Origin of the sequence: Streptococcus pseudopneumoniae (genome assembly GCF_001070815.1) — a bacterium.
GTDB lineage: Bacteria > Bacillota > Bacilli > Lactobacillales > Streptococcaceae > Streptococcus > Streptococcus pseudopneumoniae_P.
This window is the reverse complement of record NZ_JVLX01000037.1, coordinates 1-26,795: the sequence shown is the minus strand read 5'-3', so window position 1 is coordinate 26,795 and position 26,795 is coordinate 1. Positions and strand designations below refer to the sequence as shown.

21 protein-coding genes and 1 tRNA gene are annotated in these 26,795 nt (G+C 42.0%); 5 read left to right on the top strand and 17 right to left on the bottom strand.

Annotation, left to right across the window (positions count from 1 at the left end; genetic code table 11):
• Positions 1 to 94: 94 nt before the first annotated feature.
• From ADG81_RS04460 to argR, 9 genes are all read right to left on the bottom strand, one after another.
• Positions 95 to 166: transfer RNA gene (locus tag ADG81_RS04460), tRNA-Glu, on the bottom strand.
• A gap of 107 nt (positions 167 to 273) precedes the next feature.
• A complete protein-coding gene (locus ADG81_RS04455; RefSeq protein ID WP_049551031.1) occupies positions 274 to 708 on the bottom strand; it encodes a cytidine deaminase family protein in 435 nt (144 codons plus the stop codon).
• Between the two features lie 13 nt (positions 709 to 721).
• The gene (gltX, locus tag ADG81_RS04450; RefSeq protein WP_049551030.1) at positions 722 to 2,182 is read right to left on the bottom strand and encodes a glutamate--tRNA ligase; all 1,461 of its coding nucleotides are present in this window, start codon (positions 2,180 to 2,182) and stop codon (positions 722 to 724) included.
• Between the two features lie 127 nt (positions 2,183 to 2,309).
• Positions 2,310 to 3,659 carry a glucose-6-phosphate isomerase gene (locus ADG81_RS04445; RefSeq protein WP_049551029.1) on the bottom strand — a complete coding sequence of 450 codons (1,350 nt, stop codon included), beginning with the start codon at positions 3,657 to 3,659 and terminating at the stop codon, positions 2,310 to 2,312.
• A 170-nt stretch (positions 3,660 to 3,829) separates the two neighbouring features.
• Complete coding sequence (locus tag ADG81_RS04435; RefSeq protein ID WP_000124770.1) at positions 3,830 to 4,519, bottom strand: gamma-glutamyl-gamma-aminobutyrate hydrolase family protein; 690 nt, start codon at positions 4,517 to 4,519, stop codon at positions 3,830 to 3,832.
• 138 nt (positions 4,520 to 4,657) lie between these two features.
• Positions 4,658 to 6,424, bottom strand: coding sequence for a multidrug efflux ABC transporter subunit PatB (gene patB, locus ADG81_RS04430; protein WP_045606629.1), 1,767 nt, complete (start codon positions 6,422 to 6,424; stop codon positions 4,658 to 4,660).
• A 1-nt stretch (position 6,425) separates the two neighbouring features.
• Positions 6,426 to 8,132, bottom strand: a complete 1,707-nt coding sequence (gene patA, locus ADG81_RS04425; RefSeq protein WP_049551028.1) for a multidrug efflux ABC transporter subunit PatA — start codon at positions 8,130 to 8,132, stop codon at positions 6,426 to 6,428.
• 146 nt (positions 8,133 to 8,278) lie between these two features.
• Positions 8,279 to 10,813: a DNA mismatch repair protein MutS gene (mutS, locus tag ADG81_RS04420; protein WP_049551027.1), complete on the bottom strand. Its 2,535-nt coding sequence runs from the start codon at positions 10,811 to 10,813 to the stop codon at positions 8,279 to 8,281.
• Between the two features lie 50 nt (positions 10,814 to 10,863).
• On the bottom strand, positions 10,864 to 11,310 hold the full coding sequence (argR, locus tag ADG81_RS04415) for an arginine repressor (protein WP_001231476.1): 447 nt from the start codon (positions 11,308 to 11,310) through the stop codon (positions 10,864 to 10,866).
• A gap of 135 nt (positions 11,311 to 11,445) precedes the next feature.
• Between argR and argS the strand changes: the two genes are divergently transcribed.
• The 4 genes from argS to galU all read left to right on the top strand — a co-directional run bounded on the left by argS (position 11,446) and on the right by galU (position 16,018).
• Positions 11,446 to 13,137, top strand: coding sequence for an arginine--tRNA ligase (argS, locus tag ADG81_RS04410; RefSeq protein ID WP_049551026.1), 1,692 nt, complete (start codon positions 11,446 to 11,448; stop codon positions 13,135 to 13,137).
• A gap of 528 nt (positions 13,138 to 13,665) precedes the next feature.
• On the top strand, positions 13,666 to 13,911 hold the full coding sequence (locus tag ADG81_RS04405) for a hypothetical protein (protein WP_000084858.1): 246 nt from the start codon (positions 13,666 to 13,668) through the stop codon (positions 13,909 to 13,911).
• A gap of 169 nt (positions 13,912 to 14,080) precedes the next feature.
• Positions 14,081 to 15,097, top strand: a complete 1,017-nt coding sequence (locus ADG81_RS04400) for an NAD(P)H-dependent glycerol-3-phosphate dehydrogenase (protein WP_049551025.1) — start codon at positions 14,081 to 14,083, stop codon at positions 15,095 to 15,097.
• Between the two features lie 21 nt (positions 15,098 to 15,118).
• A complete protein-coding gene (galU, locus tag ADG81_RS04395; RefSeq protein WP_000202214.1) occupies positions 15,119 to 16,018 on the top strand; it encodes a UTP--glucose-1-phosphate uridylyltransferase GalU in 900 nt (299 codons plus the stop codon).
• Positions 16,019 to 16,081: 63 nt separating this feature from the next.
• On the opposite strand, the gene ADG81_RS04390 is transcribed toward galU, so the two are convergent.
• The 6 genes from ADG81_RS04390 to pbp1b form a co-directional block, all read right to left on the bottom strand.
• Complete coding sequence (locus ADG81_RS04390; RefSeq protein WP_049551024.1) at positions 16,082 to 16,759, bottom strand: rhomboid family intramembrane serine protease; 678 nt, start codon at positions 16,757 to 16,759, stop codon at positions 16,082 to 16,084.
• A complete protein-coding gene (locus ADG81_RS04385; protein ID WP_049551023.1) occupies positions 16,743 to 17,282 on the bottom strand; it encodes a 5-formyltetrahydrofolate cyclo-ligase in 540 nt (179 codons plus the stop codon). The genes ADG81_RS04390 and ADG81_RS04385 overlap by 17 nt, the downstream gene beginning before the upstream one ends.
• An 11-nt stretch (positions 17,283 to 17,293) precedes the next feature.
• On the bottom strand, positions 17,294 to 18,424 hold the full coding sequence (locus ADG81_RS04380; protein ID WP_049551022.1) for an N-acetyldiaminopimelate deacetylase: 1,131 nt from the start codon (positions 18,422 to 18,424) through the stop codon (positions 17,294 to 17,296).
• A gap of 67 nt (positions 18,425 to 18,491) precedes the next feature.
• Positions 18,492 to 19,190, bottom strand: a complete 699-nt coding sequence (dapD, locus tag ADG81_RS04375) for a 2,3,4,5-tetrahydropyridine-2,6-dicarboxylate N-acetyltransferase (protein WP_049551021.1) — start codon at positions 19,188 to 19,190, stop codon at positions 18,492 to 18,494.
• Between the two features lie 228 nt (positions 19,191 to 19,418).
• A complete protein-coding gene (locus ADG81_RS04370) occupies positions 19,419 to 20,330 on the bottom strand; it encodes a DMT family transporter (RefSeq protein WP_049551032.1) in 912 nt (303 codons plus the stop codon).
• A gap of 56 nt (positions 20,331 to 20,386) precedes the next feature.
• The gene (gene pbp1b / locus ADG81_RS04365) at positions 20,387 to 22,837 is read right to left on the bottom strand and encodes a penicillin-binding protein PBP1B (protein ID WP_049551020.1); all 2,451 of its coding nucleotides are present in this window, start codon (positions 22,835 to 22,837) and stop codon (positions 20,387 to 20,389) included.
• 141 nt (positions 22,838 to 22,978) lie between these two features.
• Here pbp1b and tyrS point away from each other — a divergent pair, with 141 nt between their 5' ends.
• The gene (gene tyrS, locus ADG81_RS04360) at positions 22,979 to 24,235 is read left to right on the top strand and encodes a tyrosine--tRNA ligase (protein ID WP_049551019.1); all 1,257 of its coding nucleotides are present in this window, start codon (positions 22,979 to 22,981) and stop codon (positions 24,233 to 24,235) included.
• A 77-nt stretch (positions 24,236 to 24,312) separates the two neighbouring features.
• Here tyrS and ADG81_RS04355 read toward each other — a convergent pair whose 3' ends face one another.
• On the bottom strand, positions 24,313 to 26,376 hold the full coding sequence (locus ADG81_RS04355; protein ID WP_049551018.1) for a heavy metal translocating P-type ATPase: 2,064 nt from the start codon (positions 26,374 to 26,376) through the stop codon (positions 24,313 to 24,315).
• A gap of 1 nt (position 26,377) precedes the next feature.
• Positions 26,378 to 26,656 carry a DUF6110 family protein gene (locus tag ADG81_RS04350; protein WP_000910909.1) on the bottom strand — a complete coding sequence of 93 codons (279 nt, stop codon included), beginning with the start codon at positions 26,654 to 26,656 and terminating at the stop codon, positions 26,378 to 26,380.
• Positions 26,657 to 26,795 lie beyond the last annotated feature (139 nt).

Below are 26,795 nucleotides of genomic sequence, written 5' to 3'. Positions count from 1 at the left end.
ATATTAGTATATCACAGTCGCTTTCGCTTGTCAACACTTTTTTGAAACTTTTTTGAAACTTTTTTTCATCAAGTGCTTCAACCGCAACATACCATAGTCCGTACGGGATTCGAACCCGTGTTACCGCCGTGAAAAGGCGGTGTCTTAACCCCTTGACCAACGGACCAGAGTTGTTTTCAACTCTTACTATTATACAGACTTTTTCAGACTTGTCAACTACTTTTTCTGTTTTTTTCAAATTAAGTAAAAAGAGCCAGAATTATACTGACTCTTCTATTGATTATTAAACTTAGAAGCACGTTCTTCTCCCCACCAATAGGGCATTAGTTCTGCAACTTTAACCGTCTTTCTTGTATCGTAGTCCATCATGACTTCTGCGTCCTTATTTTCAGCGTTCAACTCTAAGAGGAACTCTCTGCAAGCGCCACAAGGCATACCCGAACTTCCACCATACGGCGGTTTGTCTCGAAAGGCTAATACTTTCTTAACCTTAGTTTGCCCTGAAAATTGGTACATATTAAAGAGTGCCGCACGCTCTGCGCAGAGATGGAAAACACCACAGGTTCCCTCCATACAGAAACCTGTAAATATTTGTCCATCTTCTGCTTCCACTGCGGCTACAACATGGTTGGCGTAAACAAAATCAGATACTTCATGTGGATCGTATAGTTTCTGTGCTTCTTCGTACATCTTTTCCCAGATGTCCATTATTGTACCCTTCTTATTTAGAGATTTCTTTTAACATATTTTCGATATGCTGGATTGATTTTTCACGACCTAACAAGAAGATCGTATCTGGTAATTCTGGTCCATGCATTTCACCTGAAACAGCAATACGAATAGGCATGAAGAGATTTTTCCCTTTAATACCTGTTTCTTTTTGGACTGCTTTAATTTGTGGGAAGATATTCTCTGTCACAAATTCATCATCTGTCATCGCTTCGAGTTTTGCTTTGAAGGCTTCAAGAACTGTTGGGACTGTTTCACCCGCCATGACTTCGCGCTCTGCTTCGGTCAATTCTGGGAAATCTGAGAAGAAGAGATCTGTCAATGGGATAATCTCATCTACTGATTTCATTTGTGGTTTATAGAGCTCAACTAATTTTTCAGCCTTGTCTGTCAATCGACCCGCTTCTTCTAGGAATGGTTTTGCCATTTCAAAGATAGTTTCTAGGTCTGCATTCTTGATATAATCATTGCTCATCCAGTCTAGTTTTTTCTGGTCGAAGGCTGCTGGTGACTTGCTGAGACGGTTTTCATCGAAAAGTTTAATCAATTCTTCACGAGAGAAGATTTCATCTTCGCCACCTGGGTTCCAACCAAGAAGAGCAATAAAGTTAAAGACTGCTTCTGGTAAATAACCTTTTTTACGGTAATCTTCGATAAACTGAAGGGTGTTGGTGTCACGTTTAGACAATTTTTTACCAGTCTCAGAGTTGATAATCAAGGTCATGTGACCGAACTCTGGAGCTTCCCAACCAAGTGCTTCATAAACCATGAGCTGTTTTGGTGTATTAGCAATGTGGTCGTCTCCACGGATTACGTGAGAAATTTGCATATCATGGTCATCGATGACAACGGCAAAGTTGTAAGTTGGGTAACCGTCTTTCTTTTGGATAACCCAGTCACCACCGATATTGCCACCTTCAAATTCGATATCACCTTTGACCATATCATGCCACTTGTAGATACCTGACTCATTGACAGCTAAACGAACAGTTGGAATGATCCCTGCTGCTTCACGTTCTGCGATGTAAGCTGCTTTTTCTTCTTCACTCATACCAAGGTATTCGTTGATATATCGAGGTGTTTCACCAGCAGCTTCTTGGCTTTCGCGTTCAGCTGCCAACTCTTCTTCTGTAACATAAGATTTGTAGGCTTTTCCTTCAGCTAGTAATTGGTCGATGTATTTTTGATACAAGTCCAAACGCTCAGACTGGCGGTAGTTTTCATGTGTTTCTGGACTTTCATCCCAATCCATACCCAGCCAACGAAGGTTTTCAAGCTGTGAACGTTCACCGTCCTCAACATGGCGTTTACGATCAGTATCTTCGATACGGATAATAAAAGTTCCACCGTGATGACGTGCGTAAAGGTAGTTGAACAATGCTGTACGGGCATTTCCGATGTGTAGTAGTCCTGTTGGACTTGGTGCGTAACGTACGCGGATATCTTTTGACATAGTTTCTCCTATAAAGTCTCTAGGCGTCTGCCTTTTTGCTCTCTATATTATATCACAAGTCTTGGCTGAGTCCAATTGCTATGAATAAAGAGAGTAAAAAGAGTGGACAAACCACTCTTTTCTTCTATTATAGACGTGCGTTAAGTTCTTTGCTCAATTCTTCAAATCCTGGTTTTCCAAGAAGGGCAAACATGTTACGTTTGTAAGCTTCAACACCTGGTTGGTCAAATGGGTTGATAGCATTCAAGTAACCTGAAAGAGCGATAGCCAATTCGAAGAAGTAGATTGTGTAACCAAGAGTGAAAGCATCTTGCTCTGGAAGAGTCACGTACATGTTTGGTACATCACCGTCTGTGTGGGCAAGAAGAACACCGTCAGTTGCTTTTTTGTTTACAAAGTCAACGTCTTTTCCTTGAAGGTAACCAAGTCCATCAAGGTCTTCTTCCAAGCTAGGGATAATCACGTTTTTACGAGGTTTGTCAACACGGACAACTGTTTCAAACATGATACGAGTTCCTTCTTGGATAAATTGACCAAGTGAGTGCAAGTCAGTTGAGAAGTTGGCTGAAGTTGGGTAGATACCTTTTTGGTCTTTTCCTTCTGATTCACCAGCCAATTGTTTCCACCATTCTGAGAAGTATTGAAGTGATGGCTCGTAGTTTACCAAGATCTCAGTTGCATAGCCTTTACGGTAAAGGATGTTACGAACTGCTGCGTATTGGTAAGCTTCGTTTTCAGAGATTTTATCTGAAGTGTAGTCTTTGCGAGCTGCATTCGCACCTTCCATAAGGGCTTTGATGTCAGCTCCTGATGCTGCGATTGGAAGCAAACCAACGGCTGTCAATACTGAGAAGCGTCCACCGATATCATCTGGAACAACAAATGTTTCCCAACCGTTAGCATCTGCTTCAACCTTAACAGCGCCTTTTTGGCGGTCAGTTGTTGCATAGATACGTTTGTTTGCTTCTTCTTGACCGTATTTCTTAACCAAAAGTTCTTTGAAGACACGGAAAGCGATAGCTGGTTCAGTTGTTGTACCTGATTTAGAAATCACGTTTACCGAGAAGTCTTTGTCAGCTACGTACTCTACCAAGTCAGCAAGGTAAGTAGATGAGATTGAGTTTCCTGCGTAAAGGATTTGTGGAGCCTTGCGTTCTTCTTTTGTTTGCAAGTTTGCAAAGTGGTGGTTCAAGAAGTCGATTGCTGCTTTCGCACCAAGGTAAGATCCACCGATACCGATTACAACCAAAACATCGCTGTCTGATTTGATTTGCTCAGCAGCTTTCAAGATGCGGTCAAATTCTTCGCGGTCGTAGTTTTCAGGAAGGTCCAACCATCCCAAGAAGTCGCTACCAGCACCAGTTCCTTTACGGATCAATTCATCTGCTGCTGTTACTTGTGCTTGCATGTATTCCACTTCATGTGGTGCAACAAATTTGTCTAAAACTTTTGAATAATCAAATTTAATATGTGACATGTTATTCCTCCAATATTTCTTCTTTTCTATCATAACGCTTACCTTCGTTTTTTTCAAGTTTTTTTGTCGAATTTCTCCAATTTTTATCAGAATTCAAACGTTTGCGTAAAAATGCCACATTCCAAAAATTTTGAAAAAATAAAATAAAGAACGACCAGATGTCCCAGTCGTTACAATTCATTCAATAAATACTCAAATAGTTCTAAATTGCCATCTTCTTCATTAACCAGAAACTCTGGATGCCACTGCAAACCGATAATGCGGTGCTCATCGATAGACTCAATCGCTTCGATGGTCTGGTCTCTTGGATCAATAGCAGTTACACGGAAATTAGGTGCCAAATCTTTAATGCTTTGACGATGGACGGAGTTGACTTGACTTTCTTTTCCAAATAGCTTAGCCACCACGCTTCCTTCTACTGTCTCAATAGAATGAGATGTTCCGAAAGGCAGGCCTTGCCAGTGACCTTCGATTTCTTGATTGAGGGTGCCGCCAAAGGCAACATTGACAAGTTGAACACCGCGACAGATTGCCATAATTGGTTTATTCTGACGAAGAGCTTCCTTCAAGAGTGCCAATTCAAATTCATCACGGACCAGATTGTAATCATCGCTCTCGATGGTCTTTTTCTCTCCATAAAACTGAGGATGGACATTTTGGCCACCTGTCAAGATAAGCTTGTCAATCATTTCTACATAATCGCGCACGACTGACTCATCACCAACAGGAATGACTAAAGGGAGACCGCCGACTTGACGAATGCTCTCTGCGAATCTACAAGATACAGATGAATGAATGTTTTTTCCTTCCGCGTCTACGGGACATAGATTTGCAGCAACTCCTACAACCGTTCTAGCCATGATGCCTCTCCTTTCGAATATTAACGATAGTCCTATCATATCACTCAAAATGCCTTTCGTCTAATATGTTTTTTTAAAGGCCGTGATAAATATTTTTTATGGACAAGAAAAAGCTGCCCACATAGGACAACTTCTTTCTTATTCGAAAACAAATTGATTGTGATAGAGTTCTGAATAGAAGCCACCTAGTTTCAAAAGTTCATGGTGGTTACCACGTTCAATGACTTCTCCATCTTTGAGGACAATAATCTGATCAGCATTGAGAATAGTTTTCAAGCGATGGGCAATGACAAAACTGGTTCTACCTGCTACAACTGCCTCCATGGCATGCTGAATCTTGCTTTCTGTCACCGTATCTACGTTTGAAGTTGCTTCATCGAGAATGAGAACTTCTGGATCTGTCATCAGGGTTCGAGCGATAGAAATCAATTGCTTTTGTCCTGTCGAGAAGATGCTCTGGTCATCATCGATAAGTGTATCGTACTTATCAGGCAAGCTTTCGATATAGTCGTGAATGTGGGTTGCTTTGGCTGCTGCCTCAACCATTTCTTGACTAGCATCTGGTACACCGAAACGGATATTGTCTCGAATCGTTCCGCTAAACAAGACCGAATCTTGCAAGACAATCCCCACCTTGCTTCTGAGACTATCCAAGTCATAGTCACGGATGTCTTTCCCATCAAAATAAATACCACCAGCATCAACATCATAAAAGCGATTGATAAGGTTCATAATAGTCGTTTTCCCTGAACCTGTCGGACCAACAACCGCTGTCATCTGGCCTTTCGGAGCGGAAATGCTGACATCTTTCAAAATAGGTTTATAAGGCAAGTATGAAAAATCAATATGACTGATTTCAACACCTTCTTGCAACTTAGTGAAGATTGGAGCCTTTTCAGGTCGGATTTCTTCCTCTGCGTCAAACATTTCCTGAATCCGTTCAGCACCTGTAAAGGCTAACTGAAGGCTTCCCCAACTAGCCGCAACTTGAATAATAGGCTGGTAGTACTGCTGTGAAAATTGGGCAAACATAACAATCAGACCTAGGGCTGTACTAGTTTCAATAGACTTATCATTCAAAAGTACAGCTGAACCAGCAAAGATGACGATGGCTGTGTTAACCAAGCTCATCCCATTCATAACAGGGAAAAGAATTCCTGAGAACATTCTTCCTTTAAAGGTTGCCTTACGTACGCGCTCATTTTGTTCAAGAAATCCTGCCATCATATCCTCTTGAATTCCTTGCACAATCACGGCTTTTTGGCCTGAGATACTCTCATCCATATAGGCGTTGAGCTTCCCTACCTCTTTTTGCTGGAGGTTGGTGTATTTGCGTGCCATTTTTACAATAAAAATCAGCATAAGGAAGGCCACTGGTGTGCTGGCAATGGTGATGAGGGCCAGCGTCACATTTCTCGAAAACATGACGAGAATCAGACCAATATATAAAACAATATTGCTCATGACCTGAATCAAACTTTCGTTAAAGGCTTGGAGGATATTATCCAAATCACTGGTAAAACGAGACAGGATATCGCCATCTTTTCGGCGGTCAAAGAAAGAAACCGCTAACCGAGAAAGCTTACCGAAGAGGCCTTTGCGCATCTCGTTTGTCGACTCTGCAATCACGCGCGTCATAAGACACATGTATATGACACTGGAGATAAAGAGAACCAAAACCAGCAGGCCAAGATTGACCATGATTCCTGATAGGCTTTGCCAAACAAGTTCTGGATTGCCATTTTGATAAGCTTTAACTAAATTAGCTAGCTCTGTTACTGCTTGTCCAGAAAAGACTGGAAAGAGGGCTTGGGCAAGAGTCGCTAGAACAATCATCAGAATAACAACTACAAATGATAGCTTATAGACTTTAAAATAATGCCAAAAAAATTGAACTGTCTTCATTTTACTCCTCCTTTCCTTTCTGTGTTTCGTAGATTTCACGGTAAACGGCATTGTTGGCAACCAAGTCTGCATGCGTGCCTTGACCAATCAATCGTCCTTGATCCAGTACCAAGATCTTGTCTGCATGGACAACCGAGCTAATCTTTTGAGCGATGATAATGGTTGTTGTTCCCTTTAAGTCCTTATTCAAGGCTTCTTGCACCAGGCGCTCTGACTTAGCATCCAAGGCCGAGGTCGAATCGTCAAAAATCAGAATACGTGGATTGCTGACAATTCCACGAGCAATCGACATCCTTTGCTTTTGCCCACCAGAGAAATTGGTTCCCCGTTCCTCAACTGGACTTTCAAAGGTTTTCTCCATACGATGAATGAATTCACTGGCTTGGGCAATATTGGCTGCACGCTCCATTTCAAATAGAGTGGCATCTCCCTTACCCTGTCTCAAGTTATCTGCAATCGTTCCACTAAAGAGAATGGCACGCTGAAGAACGATAGAAACTGTTTTACGCAGGGTTCCTTCACTCACTTCTCGAATATCCTTACCTCCGATTTTGATAGCCCCTTCCTGTGGGTCAAAGAGACGTGGAATCAATTGAGCCAAGGTTGATTTTCCTGCACCAGTGGCTCCAACTACACCAACCATCTGACCAGGTTCAATAGTAAAGCTCACATCTTTCAGCATCGGTTCCTTGTCCATTGGATAGGTAAAGGTCACATTTTCAAAGCTAAGACTGCCGACCAAATCTTCATCTGGGACATCCTTGAAGGTCATGGCTGCCTCTGCATCCAGAATTTCTCGAATACGACGCATAGAAATCATGGCACGACTGACAGAATTTCCTAAAAATCCAACCATAACAATGGTAAAGATAATCTGGCTTAGGTAATTGACAAAGGAAGCAATGGAGCCAACAACTGACGGATCCGACTGAACCATCCCCGCAACTAGCCAAATAGAGAAAAATACCGCCCCATAACCGACCAACATCATGAAAGGTTCCACTACTGAAAAGGCATAACCAATGTAAAGATTTTGACCGAGTAGCTCGTCTGAAACCTCCGTAAACTTAGCAAACTGCTCTTTTTCTTGGACAAAGGACTTGACCACACGAACGCCACGCAAATTTTCCTTGGCAATGGCATTGATGCGTTCAAGAAGGGTTTGAAACTTGGCAAAACGAGGTCCCATCATTCCCATCATGACAGCAGTCAAACCAAAAATTAAGATCACCATGAGAACAATCACCCACCACAGAGATGGTAAAGTTTGAACCGCAAGGATAAACGAACCGATGAACAAGAGGGGAAGCCTGAAAAGAATTTGGAAGGTCATCATGACGACGTTCTGAATCTGGTTGATGTCATTTGTCATGCGAACGACTAGATTTCCCGCATTAAATTGTTCAATATTGGCATAAGAAAAGGTTTGGATTTTACGGAAGGCGTCCTCCCGAAGGTCGGATGAAACTCCTTGTGCAATATAGGCTGCAAGGACAACATTGAGACCACCAGCAACCAGACCGACCAAGGCCACACCAATCAACCAAGCCCCGATACTATAAATAGCTTCATATTTCCCAGCAAGTAGGGCGTCTAACACTTCCTGCAGATAACGCGGTTGCAGAAGTGAACTAGCAACCATCAAGCCTGTCATCAGAAGCGAAGCCAAGGCCTGCCACTTGTAGGTTTTTACTTTCTGAATCAGCATATTTTCTCCTTAAAAAATAGACAAAAGGAAGCGACAATGCGTCAGCTCCTTCTCATTCTGTTTGTGTGATGTTATTCTAGCAAAAAAGTGGGAACTTGTCAAAGAAGTCTCCTTGATACAGCTAGATTAACTAGTGAGTCTTGATTTTATAGTTTCTGTTTTAACTCGACCAAGACATTCATAGCCTGCATAGGTGTCATATTGTAAACATCTAGTTTAGACAATTCTGCTAGGATAGGATGCACTGCAGGCGTGTCAAAGAGTGAAATTTGTTCTGAGACAGTACTTGTTTGTTTCATAGGAGCAGGACTTTCTGTCCCTTGATTCTCTAACTGAGTCAAAATCTTATCCGCCCTTGCTAAAAGGTCTGCTGGCAAGCCAGCAATTTTGGCAACATGGATACCGTAGGATTTATCAGCTGGACCTGGTTCAATCTTATGAAGGAAAGTGACCTGCCCATCCTGCTCCAAGGTTGCCACGTGGACATTGACCAAGTGTTCCAAGCTGGACTCCAGACTGGTCAACTCATGGTAGTGGGTCGCAAAGAGGGTCTTGGCTCCGATATGCTCATGGATGTATTCAATGATGGACTGAGCTAAGGCCATCCCATCGTAAGTTGCAGTTCCCCGTCCTAACTCATCAAAGAGAATCAAAGAATTCTTAGTCGCATGAGAAATGGCATTATTAGCCTCCATCATCTCTACCATAAAGGTTGATTGACCTGAAACCAAGTCGTCTGCTGCTCCGATACGGGTAAAAATCGCATCAAAAATCGGTAAATGGGCGCTTTCTGCTGGCACATAAGAACCCAGCTGGGCCATAACCGCCGTCATGGCTAACTGACGCATGTAGGTAGACTTCCCGCTCATGTTGGGCCCTGTAATCAGTTGAATACTGGTATCTTCTGCCATCTGAATCGTATTGGGAATATAGGTCTGAGCCCCCATAACCTTTTCAACGACAGCATGGCGCCCTTTCTGGATATCAATTCGCGAATTATCTCCGAATTCAGGTCGAATCAAATGCTGGGTTTCAGCCACAACTGCTAGACTCTGTAAGACATCAACTGTCGCAATGCCTTGAGCTAAAGCCTGCAAACGCTGGATATACTTGCTGACCTCTTCACGAATACGCATAAAAATTTCGTACTCTAGGTTAGCTGACTTCTCACGTGCCTCCAACATATCTCCCTCGATACGGGCTAATTCTTCGGTTCCAAAGCGTTCTGAGTTTTTCAGCGTCGCCTTGCGGAAAAAATGGGCTGGCACATTTCCCAGTTGAGAATTGGTCACATGGAAATAGTAGCCATCCTTCTTATTGTAGTCAATCTTGAGCGTACTGATACCAGAGTTTTCTCGCTCCTTAGCCTCAATCTCTGCAATCCAGCTCGTACCTTCTCTGAGGACACGACGGTATTTATCCAAGGTCTCATCAAATCCAGTTCGGATAATTCCCCCATCTGTAATCACATGAGGGGCTTCAGGAGCAATCGCTGCGCTAATCAAACTCTCCAACTCAGGGATTCCATCCAGTTGTTCGATGAGATAAGCTAGAGCAGATTGCTCCATCCCTTCTAAAATAGCACGAATCCGTGGCACACTAGACAAGGTGGTCGCCAACTGCAAGAGATCCTTGGGATTGGTTTTGCCAAAAGAAACACGACTAGCCAATCGTTCGATATCATAAACTCCCTTGAGACTGTCTGTCAAATCACTGCGCTCAAAGAAATGGTCGAGAAAGACCTGCACCACTTCTTGACGTTGGATAATTCGTTCCTTATCAATCAAGGGGCGATGAATCCAAGACCGCAAGAGACGCATTCCCATAGCAGTTTTGGTTTCATCCAAAAGCCAGAAAAGACTGCCTTGTTTCTTACCCGAGCGAGCATTCTCAACCAAATCTAGACTAGCCTTGGTCGCATAATCCATCTGTAAAAAATCCTTGATTTCATAGCGGATAACAGGCTTGAGGTGGTTCAATTCCCTCATCTGAGTCCGATGAACATACTGGAGTAGCTTCCTAGATGCCGCTTGCTCCACAGCTGCCAATCGTGAATCCAGTAAATGAAGGTCTTCAAAGCCTTCTTTTTCATAGGAAAGTACCAGATTCATCTGACGACTAAGGATTAGTTCCTCTTCCTCAGACAAGTCATAGCCCAGCACCACTTCTCGCGCCTTGAGATTGCGGATTTCCCCACAAACCAGCGTGAAATCCAATAGACCCGTCACATAAAAGTCTCCGGTCACCAAGTCCATATAAGCTAGGCCAAATTGACTGCCATCTCGATCTATAGCAACCAAAAAATTATTCTGACTGTCTGGCTTACTGCTATCGACCACTGTCCCTGGCGTAATGACCTGAACAACCTCTCGTTTCACAACCCCAACTGCCTGTTTAGGATCTTCCATCTGCTCTGCGATAGCTACCTTATAGCCCTGCTCAATCAAGACATCGATGTACTGTTGGGCAGAATGATAGGGAACACCCGCCATAGGAATCGGATTATCGGCATTCTTGTTGCGACTCGTTAAGGAAATTTCCAGAATCTGCGCAGCATTGACCGCATCCTCATAAAATAATTCATAAAAATCACCCATCCGAAAGAGCAAAAACGCATCTGGATATTGCTTTTTAATATCCACATACTGTTGCATGCCGGGTGATAGCTTTTCTGTCGCCATTGTCCGTCTCTCCTTGTCAAAAATAAGTCTTGAGAGCAACTCTCAAGACCTTACTTATCTTTCATCAAATCTAGCAAACGATCTTCCATGAGTTTGGCAACGTGCTGGTCTCGACAAATGACCAATAAGGTATTGGCACCAGCAACTGTTCCTAAAATCCATTCATCCTTGTTTGCATCTACAATATTTGCCAAAACAGAGGCTTCTCCCAATTTGGTATGAAGTACCAAGGTAAACTCTGCTCTTGCAACGCCTTCTAAATGATGAGACAAAAATTCCACCAAATCAATCTTTTCTGTCTCATTTGCTAGTACATAATACACCATATCATTTTTCTTGACCTTGGTCAAGCCGATTTCGCGCAAATCACGAGATAAGGTTGTCTGCGTCACAAAAACATTGTGCGCCTCCAACCGATCTTGAATTTCTTTTTGTGTACTTAATTTCTCCTCAGTAATCATTTTTTTTATTAACTGATGACGATCTCTTTTTCTCATAAAATCCTCTTATATGCATATTTATAACTAATTTTATAACTATATTATACCAAAAAAATAGGAGATTTCAAAAATTTTTTCTTCTTTCTTTAAAATTGTGATAAAATAGTAGAAAAGTCCAAAAAGGAGCTCTTAATGAATACAAAAGAATTGATTGCTAGCGAGTTGGCTAGCATCATTGATAGCCTGGACCAAGAGGCTATTTTAAATTTACTGGAAACCCCTAAAAACTCAGAAATGGGAGACATCGCTTTCCCTGCTTTTTCTCTTGCAAAAGTCGAACGTAAAGCACCTCAAATGATTGCGGCTGAACTGGCTGAAAAAATTAACAGCCAAGCCTTTGAAAAAGTTGTTGCAACAGGACCTTACGTCAATTTTTTCCTTGATAAATCTGCCATTTCTGCTCAAGTATTGCAAGCTGTTATCACTGAAAAAGAACACTATGCTGACCAAACTATTGGTAAACAAGAAAATGTTGTTATCGATATGTCTAGTCCCAATATCGCTAAACCATTTTCTATTGGTCACCTGCGCTCAACTGTTATCGGAGATAGCTTGTCACATATTTTCCAAAAAATCGGTTATCAAACAGTCAAGGTCAACCACTTGGGAGACTGGGGGAAACAGTTTGGGATGTTGATTGTTGCCTACAAAAAATGGGGCGACGAAGAAGCTGTAAAAGCTCATCCAATTGATGAACTTCTTAAACTCTATGTCCGCATCAACGCTGAAGCTGAAAATGACCCTAGCTTGGATGAAGAAGCACGCGAATGGTTCCGCAAACTGGAAAATGGAGATGAGGAAGCTCTCGCTCTTTGGCAATGGTTCCGTGATGAAAGTTTGGTGGAATTTAACCGCCTTTACAATGAATTGCAAGTCGAATTTGACAGCTATAACGGAGAAGCCTTCTACAACGATAAGATGGATGCTGTTGTAGACATTCTTTCTGAAAAAGGCCTTCTTGTTGAATCAGAAGGGGCCCAAGTTGTCAACCTTGAGAAATACGGAATTGAACATCCAGCCCTTATCAAGAAATCTGATGGTGCAACTCTCTATATCACACGTGACTTGGCTGCAGCCCTTTACCGTAAAAACGAATACCAATTTGCTAAATCTATCTACGTTGTTGGTCAAGAACAATCTGCCCACTTTAAACAGCTCAAAGCTGTCTTGAAAGAAATGGGCTACGACTGGAGTGAAGACATTACTCATGTTCCTTTTGGTTTGGTTACAAAAGAAGGGAAAAAACTCTCTACTCGTAAAGGGAATGTCATCTTGCTAGAGCCTACTGTTGCAGAGGCTGTTAGTCGTGCCAAGGCCCAAATTGAGGCTAAAAATCCTGAACTAGAAAACAAAGACCAGGTAGCACATGCTGTTGGGGTTGGAGCCATTAAATTCTATGACCTCAAGACCGACCGTACAAATGGATATGACTTCGACCTAGAAGCTATGGTATCCTTCGAGGGGGAAACTGGTCCTTATGTACAATATGCCTATGCTCGTATCCAATCGATCTTACGTAAAGCAGACTTCAAACCAGAAACAGTGGCTAATTACAGCTTAAATGATGCTGAAAGTTGGGAAATCATCAAACTCATCCAAGACTTCCCACGTATTATCAACCGTGCGGCGGATAACTTTGAACCTTCTATCATTGCTAAATTTGCAATTAGCCTAGCTCAAGCCTTCAACAAATACTATGCACATACACGTATCTTGGATGAAAGTCCAGAACGCGACAGCCGTCTAGCCCTCAGCTACGCAACCGCAGTCGTTCTCAAAGAAGCCCTTCGCTTGCTTGGAGTAGAAGCGCCAGAGAAGATGTGATTCAGTACTAACAATTGGAACTAAAGTTCCTAATTGTTAGACGCTAGCCGCTTATATGCGGACTAGCTAACTGCTTCACTAGTCATGGTCCCTAAATATAATCGATTTAGGGGCCATGACGTCGTAATCAGAGACACTTGTCTAAACGCTTTACTAATTCATCTAACCAAATAATATCGATTTGGTTTGGTTCATGTCGTAATATTTTAAATTACTTGATTGCAAAGCAATCTAAGTAACTAACGCCAAATCCTATCAGGAATTTGGCTAGGCACTTCACTAGTAAAGAAACATAAATATTATCGATTTATGTTTCTTTACGTCGTAACCAGAGACACTTGCCTAAACGCCTCACTAAATTGGTCAACCAAATCTATTAATTGGCTTAGTGGCTGGTGGCAATCTTCAAGTCACTAGAATGCAAGGCAATCTAAGCAACGAATGTCAAACCCTATCAGGGATTTGGTTAGGCGCTTCACTAATTCAATCTACTCACTACTACTTCTTTATCATACAGGGAGATATTCTATGAGCCAATATGCTTATATCCTCGTTGTAATTAGCTTGGTGTTCCTTTTTCTGCTCAATAAGTACGAGAAGGAGAGACTGCAAAAACTCTACCAAGAACAACTTTTGAAGGATGAAACATTTAGGACTGATATCAAAGAGAAAATTCACACGACTGAAAATATCAATGATGTCATTGCTTACATCAATAAAACTTATCATCTGGGAATGTTGCTATCAAAAGACATTACAGATCAATTGAAATAAACCGAGTTATTCTTTAAGGAATATAAAAACCGAGTCTAAGAGTTTAATACTTAGGCTCGGTTTTTATATATTTTTCAAGTAACAAAGCAACCACTCCCCCAGCAATGCAAGTGCAAAATCCTCCAGAATATGATAGAATAAGAGAAAGGACTCTATCAAGGAGGAAAACATGGAAAAACAAACCGTCGCCGTCTTGGGGCCTGGTTCTTGGGGAACTGCCCTTTCACAAGTCTTAAATGACAATGGACACGAGGTACGTATTTGGGGAAACATTCCCGAGCAAATCAATGAAATTAATACACACCATACTAATAAACACTACTTTAAAGATGTCGTTCTAGATGAAAATATCATTGCCTACACCGACTTATCAGAGGCACTGAGAGATGTAGATGCGATTTTGTTTGTTGTCCCAACAAAAGTGACACGACTTGTTGCACAACAAGTTGCACAAACCCTAGACCATAAGGCTATCATCATGCACGCTTCAAAGGGATTAGAACCCGATAGCCATAAACGATTATCAACCATCCTTGAAGAAGAAATTCCTGAACATCTCCGCAGTGATATTGTCGTTGTTTCAGGACCTAGTCATGCGGAAGAAACCATTGTACGTGACCTGACTTTAATCACTGCTGCTTCTAAAGATTTACAAACAGCTCAATACGTTCAAGAACTCTTTAGTAATCACTACTTCCGACTTTATACCAATACGGATGTTATCGGGGTCGAAACCGCTGGTGCTCTTAAAAACATTATCGCTGTCGGTGCTGGAGCCTTACATGGTTTAGGATTTGGTGACAACGCTAAGGCAGCCATCATCGCTCGAGGCTTGGCAGAAATTACCCGCCTAGGGGTAGCACTCGGTGCCAATCCATTGACCTATAGCGGCTTATCTGGTGTGGGAGATTTGATCGTAACGGGAACCTCCATCCACTCTCGTAACTGGAGAGCTGGAGATGCTCTTGGTCGTGGAGAATCTCTAGCTGATATTGAAGCCAATATGGGCATGGTGATTGAAGGAATTTCAACAACTCGAGCAGCCTATGAACTAGCGCAAGAACTTGGAGTCTATATGCCAATTACACAAGCCATTTACCAAGTTATTTACCACGGAACCAATATTAAAGATGCCATTTATGACATCATGAACAATGAATTTAAAGCAGAAAATGAGTGGTCTTAACCCTCTAAAGAAAGGATTCTTATGACATCAAAAGTTAGAAAGGCAGTCATCCCTGCCGCTGGACTCGGGACTCGATTTTTACCAGCAACCAAAGCACTTGCTAAAGAAATGTTGCCAATTGTAGATAAACCAACTATCCAATTTATCGTAGAAGAAGCTCTTAAATCAGGTATTGAAGATATTCTGGTTGTCACTGGTAAATCAAAACGTTCTATTGAAGACCACTTTGACTCAAACTTTGAGCTTGAGTACAACCTCAAAGAAAAAGGCAAACATGACTTACTAAAATTGGTAGACGAAACAACTGGCATTCGCCTTCACTTTATCCGTCAAAGCCATCCTCGTGGTCTTGGCGATGCTGTCTTACAAGCAAAAGCTTTTGTAGGGAATGAGCCCTTCGTTGTCATGCTGGGTGACGACCTAATGGATATCACAGATGACCACGCTGTCCCTTTGACAAAACAATTGATGAACGATTACGAGACGACTCACGCATCAACAATTGCTGTTATGCCTGTCCCTCATGAAGAAGTTTCAGCATATGGAGTTATCGCTCCTCAGGGTGAAGGGATTAATGGTCTCTACAGTGTCGAAACTTTTGTTGAAAAACCAGCTCCAGAGGAGGCTCCAAGTGATCTAGCTATTATCGGTCGTTATCTGCTCACACCAGAAATTTTTGAGATCCTCGAAAATCAAGCTCCTGGCGCTGGAAATGAAATCCAGCTTACCGATGCTATTGATACACTTAATAAAACACAACGTGTTTTCGCCCGTGAATTTACAGGAGCTCGTTACGACGTTGGGGATAAGTTTGGTTTTATGAAAACATCTATTGACTACGCCCTCAAGCACCCACAAGTCAAAGATGACTTGAAAGATTACCTCATCCAACTGGGAAAAGAATTGGCTGAAAAAGAATAACATAAAAAGATAAGGTTCAAAAATGCCTTATCTTTTTTATTACATAACTATTCTTATAAACCTTCACAACCCCATTCCCTTGTAGAGAAGTAAGACTGCAAGTCCTACAAACAAGACTACCGCTCCTAACCTCTGACTGGTACTATACATCCGTCTTTCTCCTCGAACTGGAAAGATAATTGCTAGAAATGCTCCACCAACTGCTCCCCCGATATGGCCTGCTAGGCTGATTCCTGGAATCAGAACACTTCCAATAATATTAACCACAAAAAGTGTCAGATAGGATTGCCCCAACTGCTGGATATAAGGATTACGCGTAGCATAGCGAAGAATGATAATCGCGGCAAATAGCCCATAGAGAGAAGTAGAAGCTCCTGCTGCTAAGGATTTTGGACTAAATACAAAAACAAAGAGATTGCCCATCATTCCAGATAAGAGATAGAGAAAGAAAAACTTCTTGGATCCGAAAATTTCCTCTACTTGTCTACCAAGATAATAAAGGGAAAGCATATTAACAATGAAATGCTCCCAACCAATATGAACAAAAATGGCAGAAAAGAGACGCCAAATCTGCTCGGGAAAGAGCCGAATAGCAGGCCCATACATGGCTCCAAATCGAAATAAGGTATCCGCCCTGTCAAAGTTTCCGCCTGTAGTCACCAGCATTAATAGAAACACCAAGGCCGTCACTAAAAGGAAGAAACTCGTCACAGGGTAACGTCTATCAAAGATTTCCTTCATCAATCAGAACCTCCTGAACAGGAATATCATGGTTTTCAGGGATAAAGTCCTGAATTTGACAAGGATAGATCGTACTCAAAGTATGACCAGAAAAATGTTCCAGATAGCGGTCATAATAACCTCCACCGTATCCAATCCGATATCCTTCCGTCGTAAAAGCCAGACCAGGAACATGAATCAAATCAATCTGAGAGGCATCCACAACTTCCAAATCTCCCTGTGGTTCCAGTAGTCCAAAGGAAGTTTTTACCAACTGTTGCGGTTCATAGACTACAAAGTCCATGCACCCCTTGGGATAGGTTTTGGGTATCAGAACCTTCTTGCCGTCCTTCAGCGCCTGCTCAATCAGTTCCTGCGTTTGAAACTCATGAGGAAAAGAGAGGTAGCTTGCGATGACCTTAGCTTCTTGGTAGAAGGGATGGTGTAAAAGTCGCTCAGTTAAAGCTTGGTCTATAAATTGTTTTTGCTCTCGAGGTAAAGCCTTCATTTCTTTCAAGACTTGCTTACGTAATTCCGATTTCATAGACAACCCCTCTACTCTGCTGCCTTCTTTTTGAGGAAACTAGAGACCGCATCCACCCCAATAGCTAATGCTTCTTCCTTAGGACTCATCTGAGGGTGATGAAGGGCGTAGGGACTATCAATACCTAGCCAGAACATAACGCCATCAACTTTTGAAAGGAGATAACCAAAGTCTTCACCTGTCATAGCAGGTTCGATATCAATCAACTCAATTCCGTCTTTCTCTTCAAAAAAGTCCATCAGTTCACGCGCCAAGGCTGGATTGTTCTCAACAGGCAGGTAACCACCTTGTTTGAGTTCCACTTCGACTTCCATACCAAAGGCTGCTGCAACTCCTTCTGCAACTGTTTTGACTCGCTTTTGCACCAAGAGGCTCATGTCCTGTGTTAAGGCCCGAATAGTTCCATGCAAAAAGGCTGTATCTGTGATAACATTGTTGGTTGTTCCAGCTTGGAAAACTCCAAAGGTCACCACCGCTCCCTCGATTGGGTTGACATTGCGGCTGACAACTGACTGCACCTGGGTCACAAAGTAACTAGCGGCCACCAAGGCGTCATTGGCTTCATGCGGAAAGGCTGCGTGGCCACCTTTACCTTTGAAACGAATCTTCACCTCGCAAGTCCCTGCAAAGAGTGTATGAGTATTGGTCGCAATCTGACCAACCTTCAAATCTGGCCGAACATGAAGTCCATAAAACTGGTCTGGCAACCAGTCTCCAAAAGCGCCATCCTCATACATGAGCATGCCACCAGCTTCATTTTCTTCAGCAGGCTGAAACAGAAAGAGCAGATTGTTCTTTGGTTGCTCCTCAAGGGCTCGCTCAAGACAGCCCAAGGCAATAGTCATGTGGAAATCATGACCGCAGGCGTGCATGCGACCTTGGTGCTGAGAAGCAAAAGGAAGGCCTGTTTGTTCAACGATAGGCAGACCATCAATATCTGTCCGCCAACCAATGGTACGCTCTGGCTGACTTCCCTGCAAATAGACCAAAATACCTGTCCGCCAAGTACGAACTTGAACAAACTCCTTGCCCGCAGTCAATTTCTCAATCACATCCAGCAAATAAGCATGAGTCTTGAACTCCTCCAAGCCAATCTCTGGAATCTGGTGTAAATCTCGTCTAGTCTGAATCAAATCTAACATCTATCTATCCTCCGATATAGCAGAAAGAGGCTGGAAGAAGGGTTCCGCCTCTTTATTACTTTTACAATTATAAGGTACGAAGCGCATCCTCTAGCGCTGTTTTTTGTTGGGTTTGGGTATCAATCTCTTTGATAATACGAGCTGGAACACCTGCCACCACCACGTTTTCTGGGACATCTTGGGTAACAATGGCTCCTGCAGCAACGACTGAACCACTACCGATTTGAACTCCTTCGATAACCACTGCGTTGGCACCGATGAGAACATTGTCTCCAACACGGACTGGTTCAGCGCTAGCTGGCTCAATCACACCTGCAAGAACAGCACCTGCACCAACGTGACTGTTTTTCCCCACGATAGCACGGCCACCAAGGATAGCACCCATGTCAATCATGGTCCCTGCACCGATTTCAGCACCGATATTGATAACTGCTCCCATCATGATAACAGCATTGTCACCAATTTCAACCTGATCACGGATAATAGCACCTGGCTCGATACGAGCGTTGATAGCACGTTTGTCTAGCAAGGGAACTGCAGAATTACGAGCATCTTGCTCAACAACATAGTCTTGATTTTCTACCAAACCATCGAGAAGCGGAGCCACATCTTTCCAGTCTCCAAATAGGACATTCCCTAGTTTGACAACAGAGCTAGGTACAGCAGTTGCGAGTTGTCCCTCAAATGTTACTTTCACACTGGTTTTCTTTTCAGCATTGGCGATAAATTGGATAATTTCTTGAGCGTTCATTTTTGTAGCAGTCATAGGCGCCTCCTAGTTCATTTTAATGATACCTATTCTACCAAAAAAGGCCTCAAATTTGAAGCCTTTTTGTTTGTTTTTAGGTATGATTTTTAGGGATGTGAGATAAAACGTGCTGTCGGTAAAAGCAAGCCCCTACCGATACAACCTAAAAACACTCTTCACAACTATCTCCCCGTGTTTTATTGACTATTCTAGTATAGCACACTTTTAGAATTAAGAAAAGACTTTTTATTTACTTTCTTTCGCTTCTTCTATCGATAGGAAAATCATGGGTAAAATAATCAGGGCCATAGCTAGAAGAAGGGACCAATCCACCACCAATCCTAAAAACAAAACACTCAAGAGAGCAGAGGAGAGAGGTTCACTGGCACTGATAACAGAAACCACCAAAGGAGAGACCAAGGACACTGCCTTCATGGAAATAAAAAAAGCAAAAGCCGTCCCAAAGAAAGCAATAATAAGGCAAATCAAGATACTCCAAATATCAGGAGTAAAGGAAAGCTGATACACTGGCGAAAGGACATTGCTAAATAAACCTGCCAAAATCATCCCCCACCCAACCGTGGGTACAAAACCATAGCGCTTCGCGAAAGGTTGGGGCAGGATAACATTAAACATAACCCCCATAGCACTCAGCAAACCTGTTACAAGGGCTAGTGGCGTCATGGATAACTGAGAGAGATCCCCCTTTGTCGCCATCAAGCCAACACCCAGCATGGCAACCAAAACATAGAAAATAGCGCTTTTTGACGCTCGTTTTTGATAAACCAAACGATTGTAAAAGAGGATAAAAACTGGACTAATAAACTGTAAAATAGTTGCTGTCGCTGCATTTGAGTATTCTACACAGAGATAGAAAAAATACTGGACTGAGAAAATTCCCAAAATAGCATAGGCCAAAAAGGGCAGGTAATTCTTCTTGTCTCGCCAGATATCTAGCACTTGCGATTTTAATTGCATTGCAGACCAAATAAGCACAAGACTCCCTGCCAGTGTCAAACGCATAGAGGTAATCCAGCCAGAGGACACTTGATAATGAGTAAAGAAATATTCTCCTAAAATTCCACAGATTCCCCAGATTAAGCCGGATAGGAGCGAATAAATAGTTCCTTTAACAATCTTTTTCTGATACTGATTCATACCTTTATTGTAACACGAAAGGAAAAAAGAAAAAAGTGGCAATCAATGCCACTTTCCTATCTTCTACTATTTGGTTGTGTAGATGATGAACTTGATGTACTGCTAGAACTACTACTTGAACTTGGTGTAGATGAGAAACTACCAATAATACTTGACCAAGCATTTTGGTAATCTGCTTCACTTCCTCCAATAGCAAAGTGATAGCTTGTCGTAGGAGCTCCCGCCTTATTAGCCCAATAACTCGTTACAGTAGCCCCTGAAAGATCCACCGTTTTTCCATTAACGGATACTTTGCCCGGCTTTTGCCCTGTAGATTTGAGGACCTGAGATTGGGTCACACTAGAATCAAGATTAAAGCGTTCATTGCCCCAAACACCAGGCTCAGCCTGTTGGATAGCATTGACCAAGTAAGCCATATATTTGGCATTTCGATAATGCCCAGCCCCCTTAGCCATCGGGCGGTTGTCATCATGCCCTAGCCAACCACCTAGAGTCAATCTTGGTGTTGACAGCATGAGCCACATATTTTCATCTTCATTAGTTGTACCAGTCTTACCAATCCAGTCTGCACGAGCTAAGCTTGAATTGATAGAAGCCAAATCCGTTTGGAAACTTGAAGTGATTCGAGATGAAATCACCTCACGAAGCAAACTCTGCATAATTGTTGCCGTTGCCTTCGAGTACACTTGAACTGGTTTGTCTTGGAATTCATAGATTACTCTACCATCAGATGATTCAATCTTAGAAATCACATGTTTCTGATGATAAACACCGTTATTAGCAATTGTTTGATAACCATTGGTATGCTGGGCGACTGTGACTTCAATACCGCCGCCCATAGGCAGACTTTCGATACCGTACTCCGGAATCTCGTAACCCATTTTCTCCATGTAACCCTTGACATCAACACCCTTCTCACGAAGCATGCGATAGGTCCAATAGGCTGGGATATTCCACGAATAGTTCAAGGCTTCACCTAGGGTCATCATGCCTGTACCTGGACTATTTACATACATGATAGGATTTCCATTAGAGAATTTTGTTGGATAATTGGACAAGATACTAGCGCTTCCCATCAAACCTTGATCAATGGCAATACCGTAGGCCAACAAAGGCTTGGTTGTAGAGGCTGGCGAACGCTTGGTGTCGAAGGCGTGATTGTTTTGGTTGGTCTGGTAATTACGACCACCAACAAAGCCTAGAACAGCTCCCGTTTTATTGTCCATCAAAACATTCCCTACTTCAGGCTGCCCAGTCGAATCATCTACCAAATGACCATAGTTAGCAACTGCATTTTGCATAGCGTTATGGATTTTTTTATTGATCGTTGTAGTGATTTTGTAGCCACCATTACTTAGTTCCTGCTCAGCTCGCTCATGATAGGCCTTTTGAATCGACTCGTTTTTCAACTCTTGGCTAGAGACATTGTCCTGTTGAACTAGATAATCATACATACGGTCTGTCGCTTCAGCCATAGCAGTAAAGTAGAGATAATCCCTCGAAACAGCATTGACAGTTCCTGATGGCAAGAAGTCTTGTTTGAGATTATAATCCTTGTACTGGTCGTATTCTTCCTGAGTCAGGGCACCCGTACGGTACATGTTGTAGAGAACATCCTTGGCCCGCTTCAAACCAAGTTCTAAGTCTTCATCACTCTTTAACTCTCCAGTATTTTCATAAGGGGAATAAGTAATCGGACTCTGTGGCAAACCTGCTAGAAAAGCGGCTTGAGGAATACTTAACTTGTTGGCATCGATACCGAAAATCCCTTCAGCAGCTTGCTGGGCACCTGCAATATTCTGCCCTTTATGATTTCGACCAAAGGGAGCAACATTGAGATAAGTAGTCAAGATTTCATCCTTGCTCATGCTGCGTTCCAAGGCAAGAGCATCAACAATTTCTGTAGCCTTACGAGCCAAGGTAGGAGCATCTCCGACCACTTGTTGCTTGATTAACTGTTGGGTCAAGGTCGAGCCCCCGCTAGATGAGCCCAAACCTGCAAAGGTTCCCAAAGTCGCCCGAATCACAGCTTTTGGCACAACCCCTTTATGTTCAAGAAAATGTTCGTCCTCAGTAGCAACGATAGCCTTTTTGAGATTGTCCGATATTTCCTCAGATGTTACAGAAGTTCTCAGTAGGTCACTCTCTATAGAAGCAATGACACTCCCATCTGCATAAACAATTTCTGAAATGGAAGAAATATTTTTAACCTGCTTGACCAAGTCCTCCGTTTGGGGAACCTTAGCCTTATCAAACAAAGCAACTCCATAACCAAGAGCTACACCAGCACCAAAAAGCCCACCGATAAAGCCTAGAATAAAGAGAGTATTCAGAATGCCCTTAATAGCAACTAAAATGCTACCTAGGATAGCCAGAACTTTCCCACCTGTCCCATCCGACTGCTTCTCTTCTGAGACTTTCTCTGTTTTTTTATGATTTATTTTTGATTTTACTAGCTGGAAAAATTCCAGCATTTTTCGTTTTAATTCATTTAATTGATTTTGCATGGATTTCCTCACTCTATCTATTATACCATAAAAGGTAAACTTTCAATAAAATAGCCACTTTCTTCCTTATTCTACTAGGCTATTGCCCAAGTTTGTGATACAATAGGTAGAAACAATATTTTTAAAAAGGAGAAAAGACACATGCACATTTTTGATGAGCTAAAAGAGCGTGGTTTGATTTTTCAAACGACTGATGAAGAAGCTTTGCGTAAAGCCCTAGAAGAAGGTCAAGTTTCTTATTATACTGGCTACGATCCAACTGCTGACAGCCTTCACCTAGGCCACCTTGTCGCAATCTTGACAAGTCGTCGCCTGCAACTAGCAGGTCACAAACCTTATGCGCTCGTTGGCGGTGCTACAGGTCTCATCGGAGATCCGTCCTTCAAAGATGCTGAGCGTAGTCTCCAAACAAAAGACACAGTAGATGGCTGGGTCAAGTCTATCCAAGGACAACTTTCTCGTTTTCTTGACTTTGAAAATGGCGAAAACAAGGCTGTCATGGTCAACAACTACGACTGGTTTGGCAGCATCAGCTTCATTGACTTCCTCCGTGATATCGGAAAATACTTTACTGTCAACTACATGATGAGTAAGGAATCTGTGAAAAAACGGATTGAAACAGGGATTTCTTACACTGAGTTCGCTTACCAAATCATGCAAGGGTACGACTTCTTCGTCCTTAACCAAGACCACAACGTAACGCTTCAAATCGGTGGTTCTGACCAGTGGGGAAATATGACAGCTGGTACTGAATTGCTTCGTCGTAAGTCTGACAAGACTGGCCACGTTATCACTGTTCCATTGATCACAGATGCAACTGGTAAGAAATTTGGTAAATCAGAAGGAAACGCCGTCTGGCTCAATCCTGAAAAGACTTCTCCATACGAAATGTACCAATTTTGGATGAACGTTATGGACGCAGACGCTGTTCGCTTCTTGAAAATCTTTACTTTCTTGTCACTTGATGAGATTGAAGACATCCGTAAACAATTTGAAGCAGCTCCACACGAACGCTTGGCTCAAAAAGTCTTGGCTCGTGAAGTGGTCACACTTGTTCACGGCGAAGAAGCCTACAAAGAAGCCCTTAACATCACTGAGCAACTCTTTGCAGGAAACATTAAAAACCTTTCTGTTAAAGAACTCAAACAAGGACTTCGTGGAGTACCAAACTACCAAGTTCAAGCTGATGAAGACCACAATATCGTGGAACTGCTCGTTTCATCTGGTGTGGTGAACTCAAAACGCCAAGCTCGTGAAGATGTCCAAAATGGAGCTATCTACGTAAACGGCGACCGCATCCAAGACCTTGACTATGTCTTGAGCGACGCAGATAAGTTAGAGAACGAACTAACTGTTATCCGTCGCGGTAAGAAAAAATACTTTGTATTGACTTACTAAACTATTCAACATTTATCTATAAACAAAGGAGTTAACCTCGAGAAAGGTAACTCCTTTTTGCTGTTAATAACTCTCATCTATCTATTTTTAATAGACAGACTACGCAAGACAATGCGCAAGGTTGTTAGATTATGTAAGATAGAGAGATTTGAAGGACTGAGCCAATTAAACAAGCCAAAGCCAATCAAACTACTATTTACGACAACGGTATCTTGAATATTCTTCTTGATAAGTGTTTGCAAAGATGATGATAGCGAATCCAACTCTTGGAAGAAATCCAAACGATTATCTAACAATAAGATATCACTCATCTGCTTAGAAATATCTGCACTCTCATTCATCACCACACCGATATCTGATAGGGTTAGAGCCGCTGAGTCATTCAATCCATCTCCAACCATCAAAATAGTGTGACCTGCTTTCTGCAGTTCCTCTACTAACTCAAATTTCCCATCAGGTTTCAAGTCTGTATAGACCTGATCAAAGGGCAAATCTTTGACTAATTCCTCTGTTCTAACCAAGGTGTCCCCTGTTGCCAGAATCAATTTTTTCCCTTGTGCCTTAAGTTTCTCCAAGGCTGCTTTTGCTTCTTTTCTCAGAGGAGTATGAATGCAGAACATTCCAATCAATTCATTCTGGTAGGCTAAGAATAAGAGATTGTAGTGATTCTTGTACTCTTCGATCAAAGCATGTTGTTCCAAACTAATATGAATCTGCTCATCCTGCATCAAGACATAATTCCCAATAAGAACTGGTTGCCCATCTATATGAGATTTGATTCCCTTACTTGCGATATATTGGAGTTTCCCATGCATTTCCTCATGTTCAATCCCCTCTATCTCGGCTTGTTTGACAATGGCATTAGCAATAGGATGATAAATGTGTTCCTCAAGACAGGCACTGATTCTGAGAATATCTTCCTCGCTATAGTCCCCAAAAGGTAACACCTTTTCAACTATAGGATAGCTAGTTGTGATTGTTCCTGTCTTATCAAATAAGAAAGTGTCAACTTCCAGATATTTCTCTAGAACATCTCCATCCTTAATCACCATTTCACGGTTCAACCCCTCCTTGATAGCTGTCAAATAAGCTACAGGAGTAGAGATTTTCAAAGCACAGGAGAAATCGACCAATAGGAAAGAAATAGCCTTAGAAAAAGAACCCGTTAATAGATAAGTCAGACCAGCCCCCAAGAAATTATATTTGACGACCTTGTCCGCCATCTTGATGAAATAGCGTTGTTTGGTTTTCTTGTTTTCTTCAGATTTTTTCATCAACTCAATCAGCTGTAAAATACGGCTGTTCATCTGATTATCGGTTACACGAATGCGTAGCTCCCCAGTCTCCAAGACTGTGTTTGCACAAACCAAATCAGACTCTCTTTTTTCAACTGGAAAACTCTCTCCCGTCAAGGAACTTTCGTTGACCATACCTAAACCTGAAACTACTTGTCCATCAAACAGAATTTCATTTCCTTGAGATAGGACCAAGACATCTCCTATTTGAACATCGGAACTCTTGATACTAACGACCGTATCGCCCTGTACCAAGAATACATCGCTCTCTTTTGCAAGAAGACTCTGTTCTAAATCTGTTGCAGTTTTTTTCAAGGACCACTGATCTAAATGATTCCCCAAATCAAGCATAAACATGATGTTGCTGGCAGTATTGGATTGGTTCATAAACAAAGACAATAAAATAGCCGAACAGTCCAAGACTTCCATCGTTAGTTCCTTACGCGCTAGTGTTTGATAGGCTTCTTTAACATATCCAAAAGCCTGATAACAAGTCCATATATAGCGAATAGGAGACGGCACAAGACTACGAAAAAGCACACGCTTAATCGCTGCACCTGAAACGATAGAATAGGCACTCTCTTCTCTACGAACAGGAAGAGTCATCAACTCAGAAACTTTCCCTTTATCAATTCTTTTTAAAAAGGCTTCTGCATTGTCTAATACAGAGAAGCCTTCTTTTATACATAGGGTAAAGTGCTGTTGATCCATGTAAAACTGGATAGACTCAATTCCCTTCTCATCTCTCGCCAAGGAACGAAGATAGTCTTGAATATCCAAGGTAAGTGAAAAAGAAGATGATAGTCGGATATGTTGATATCCTCTATATAGCACTTTAAAAGACATATTATTCTCCTATAAGGCTATCTAATTGCTCTTCTTTTTTCTCTTGCTCATACAAATATTTAGCATCTTGCAAAACATCGTCTCCATGTTGTTTCACAACAGAAACAGATGCATCTAGCTCGTCTTTTAACTTGTAAGCCTTAGCCAAAGCTTTAGAATAACCTTTTTTAGCTTCCTTACTTGCTAAGATTTTCAAACCAAGGGTACCAAATGCGACACCACCCAAAAATAATGAAGATTTTTTCGCAACTTTTGCAACGGTTAGTACTTCTTTTAACATACTTATTTCCTCCTTATCATTATTATATAGCAATTTAGATATAAAAGCAATTTCATTTTATAAATTGGAGAATTATACTCAATGGAAATCAAAGAGCAAACTAGGAAACTAGCCGCAGGTTGCTCAAAGCACTGCTTTG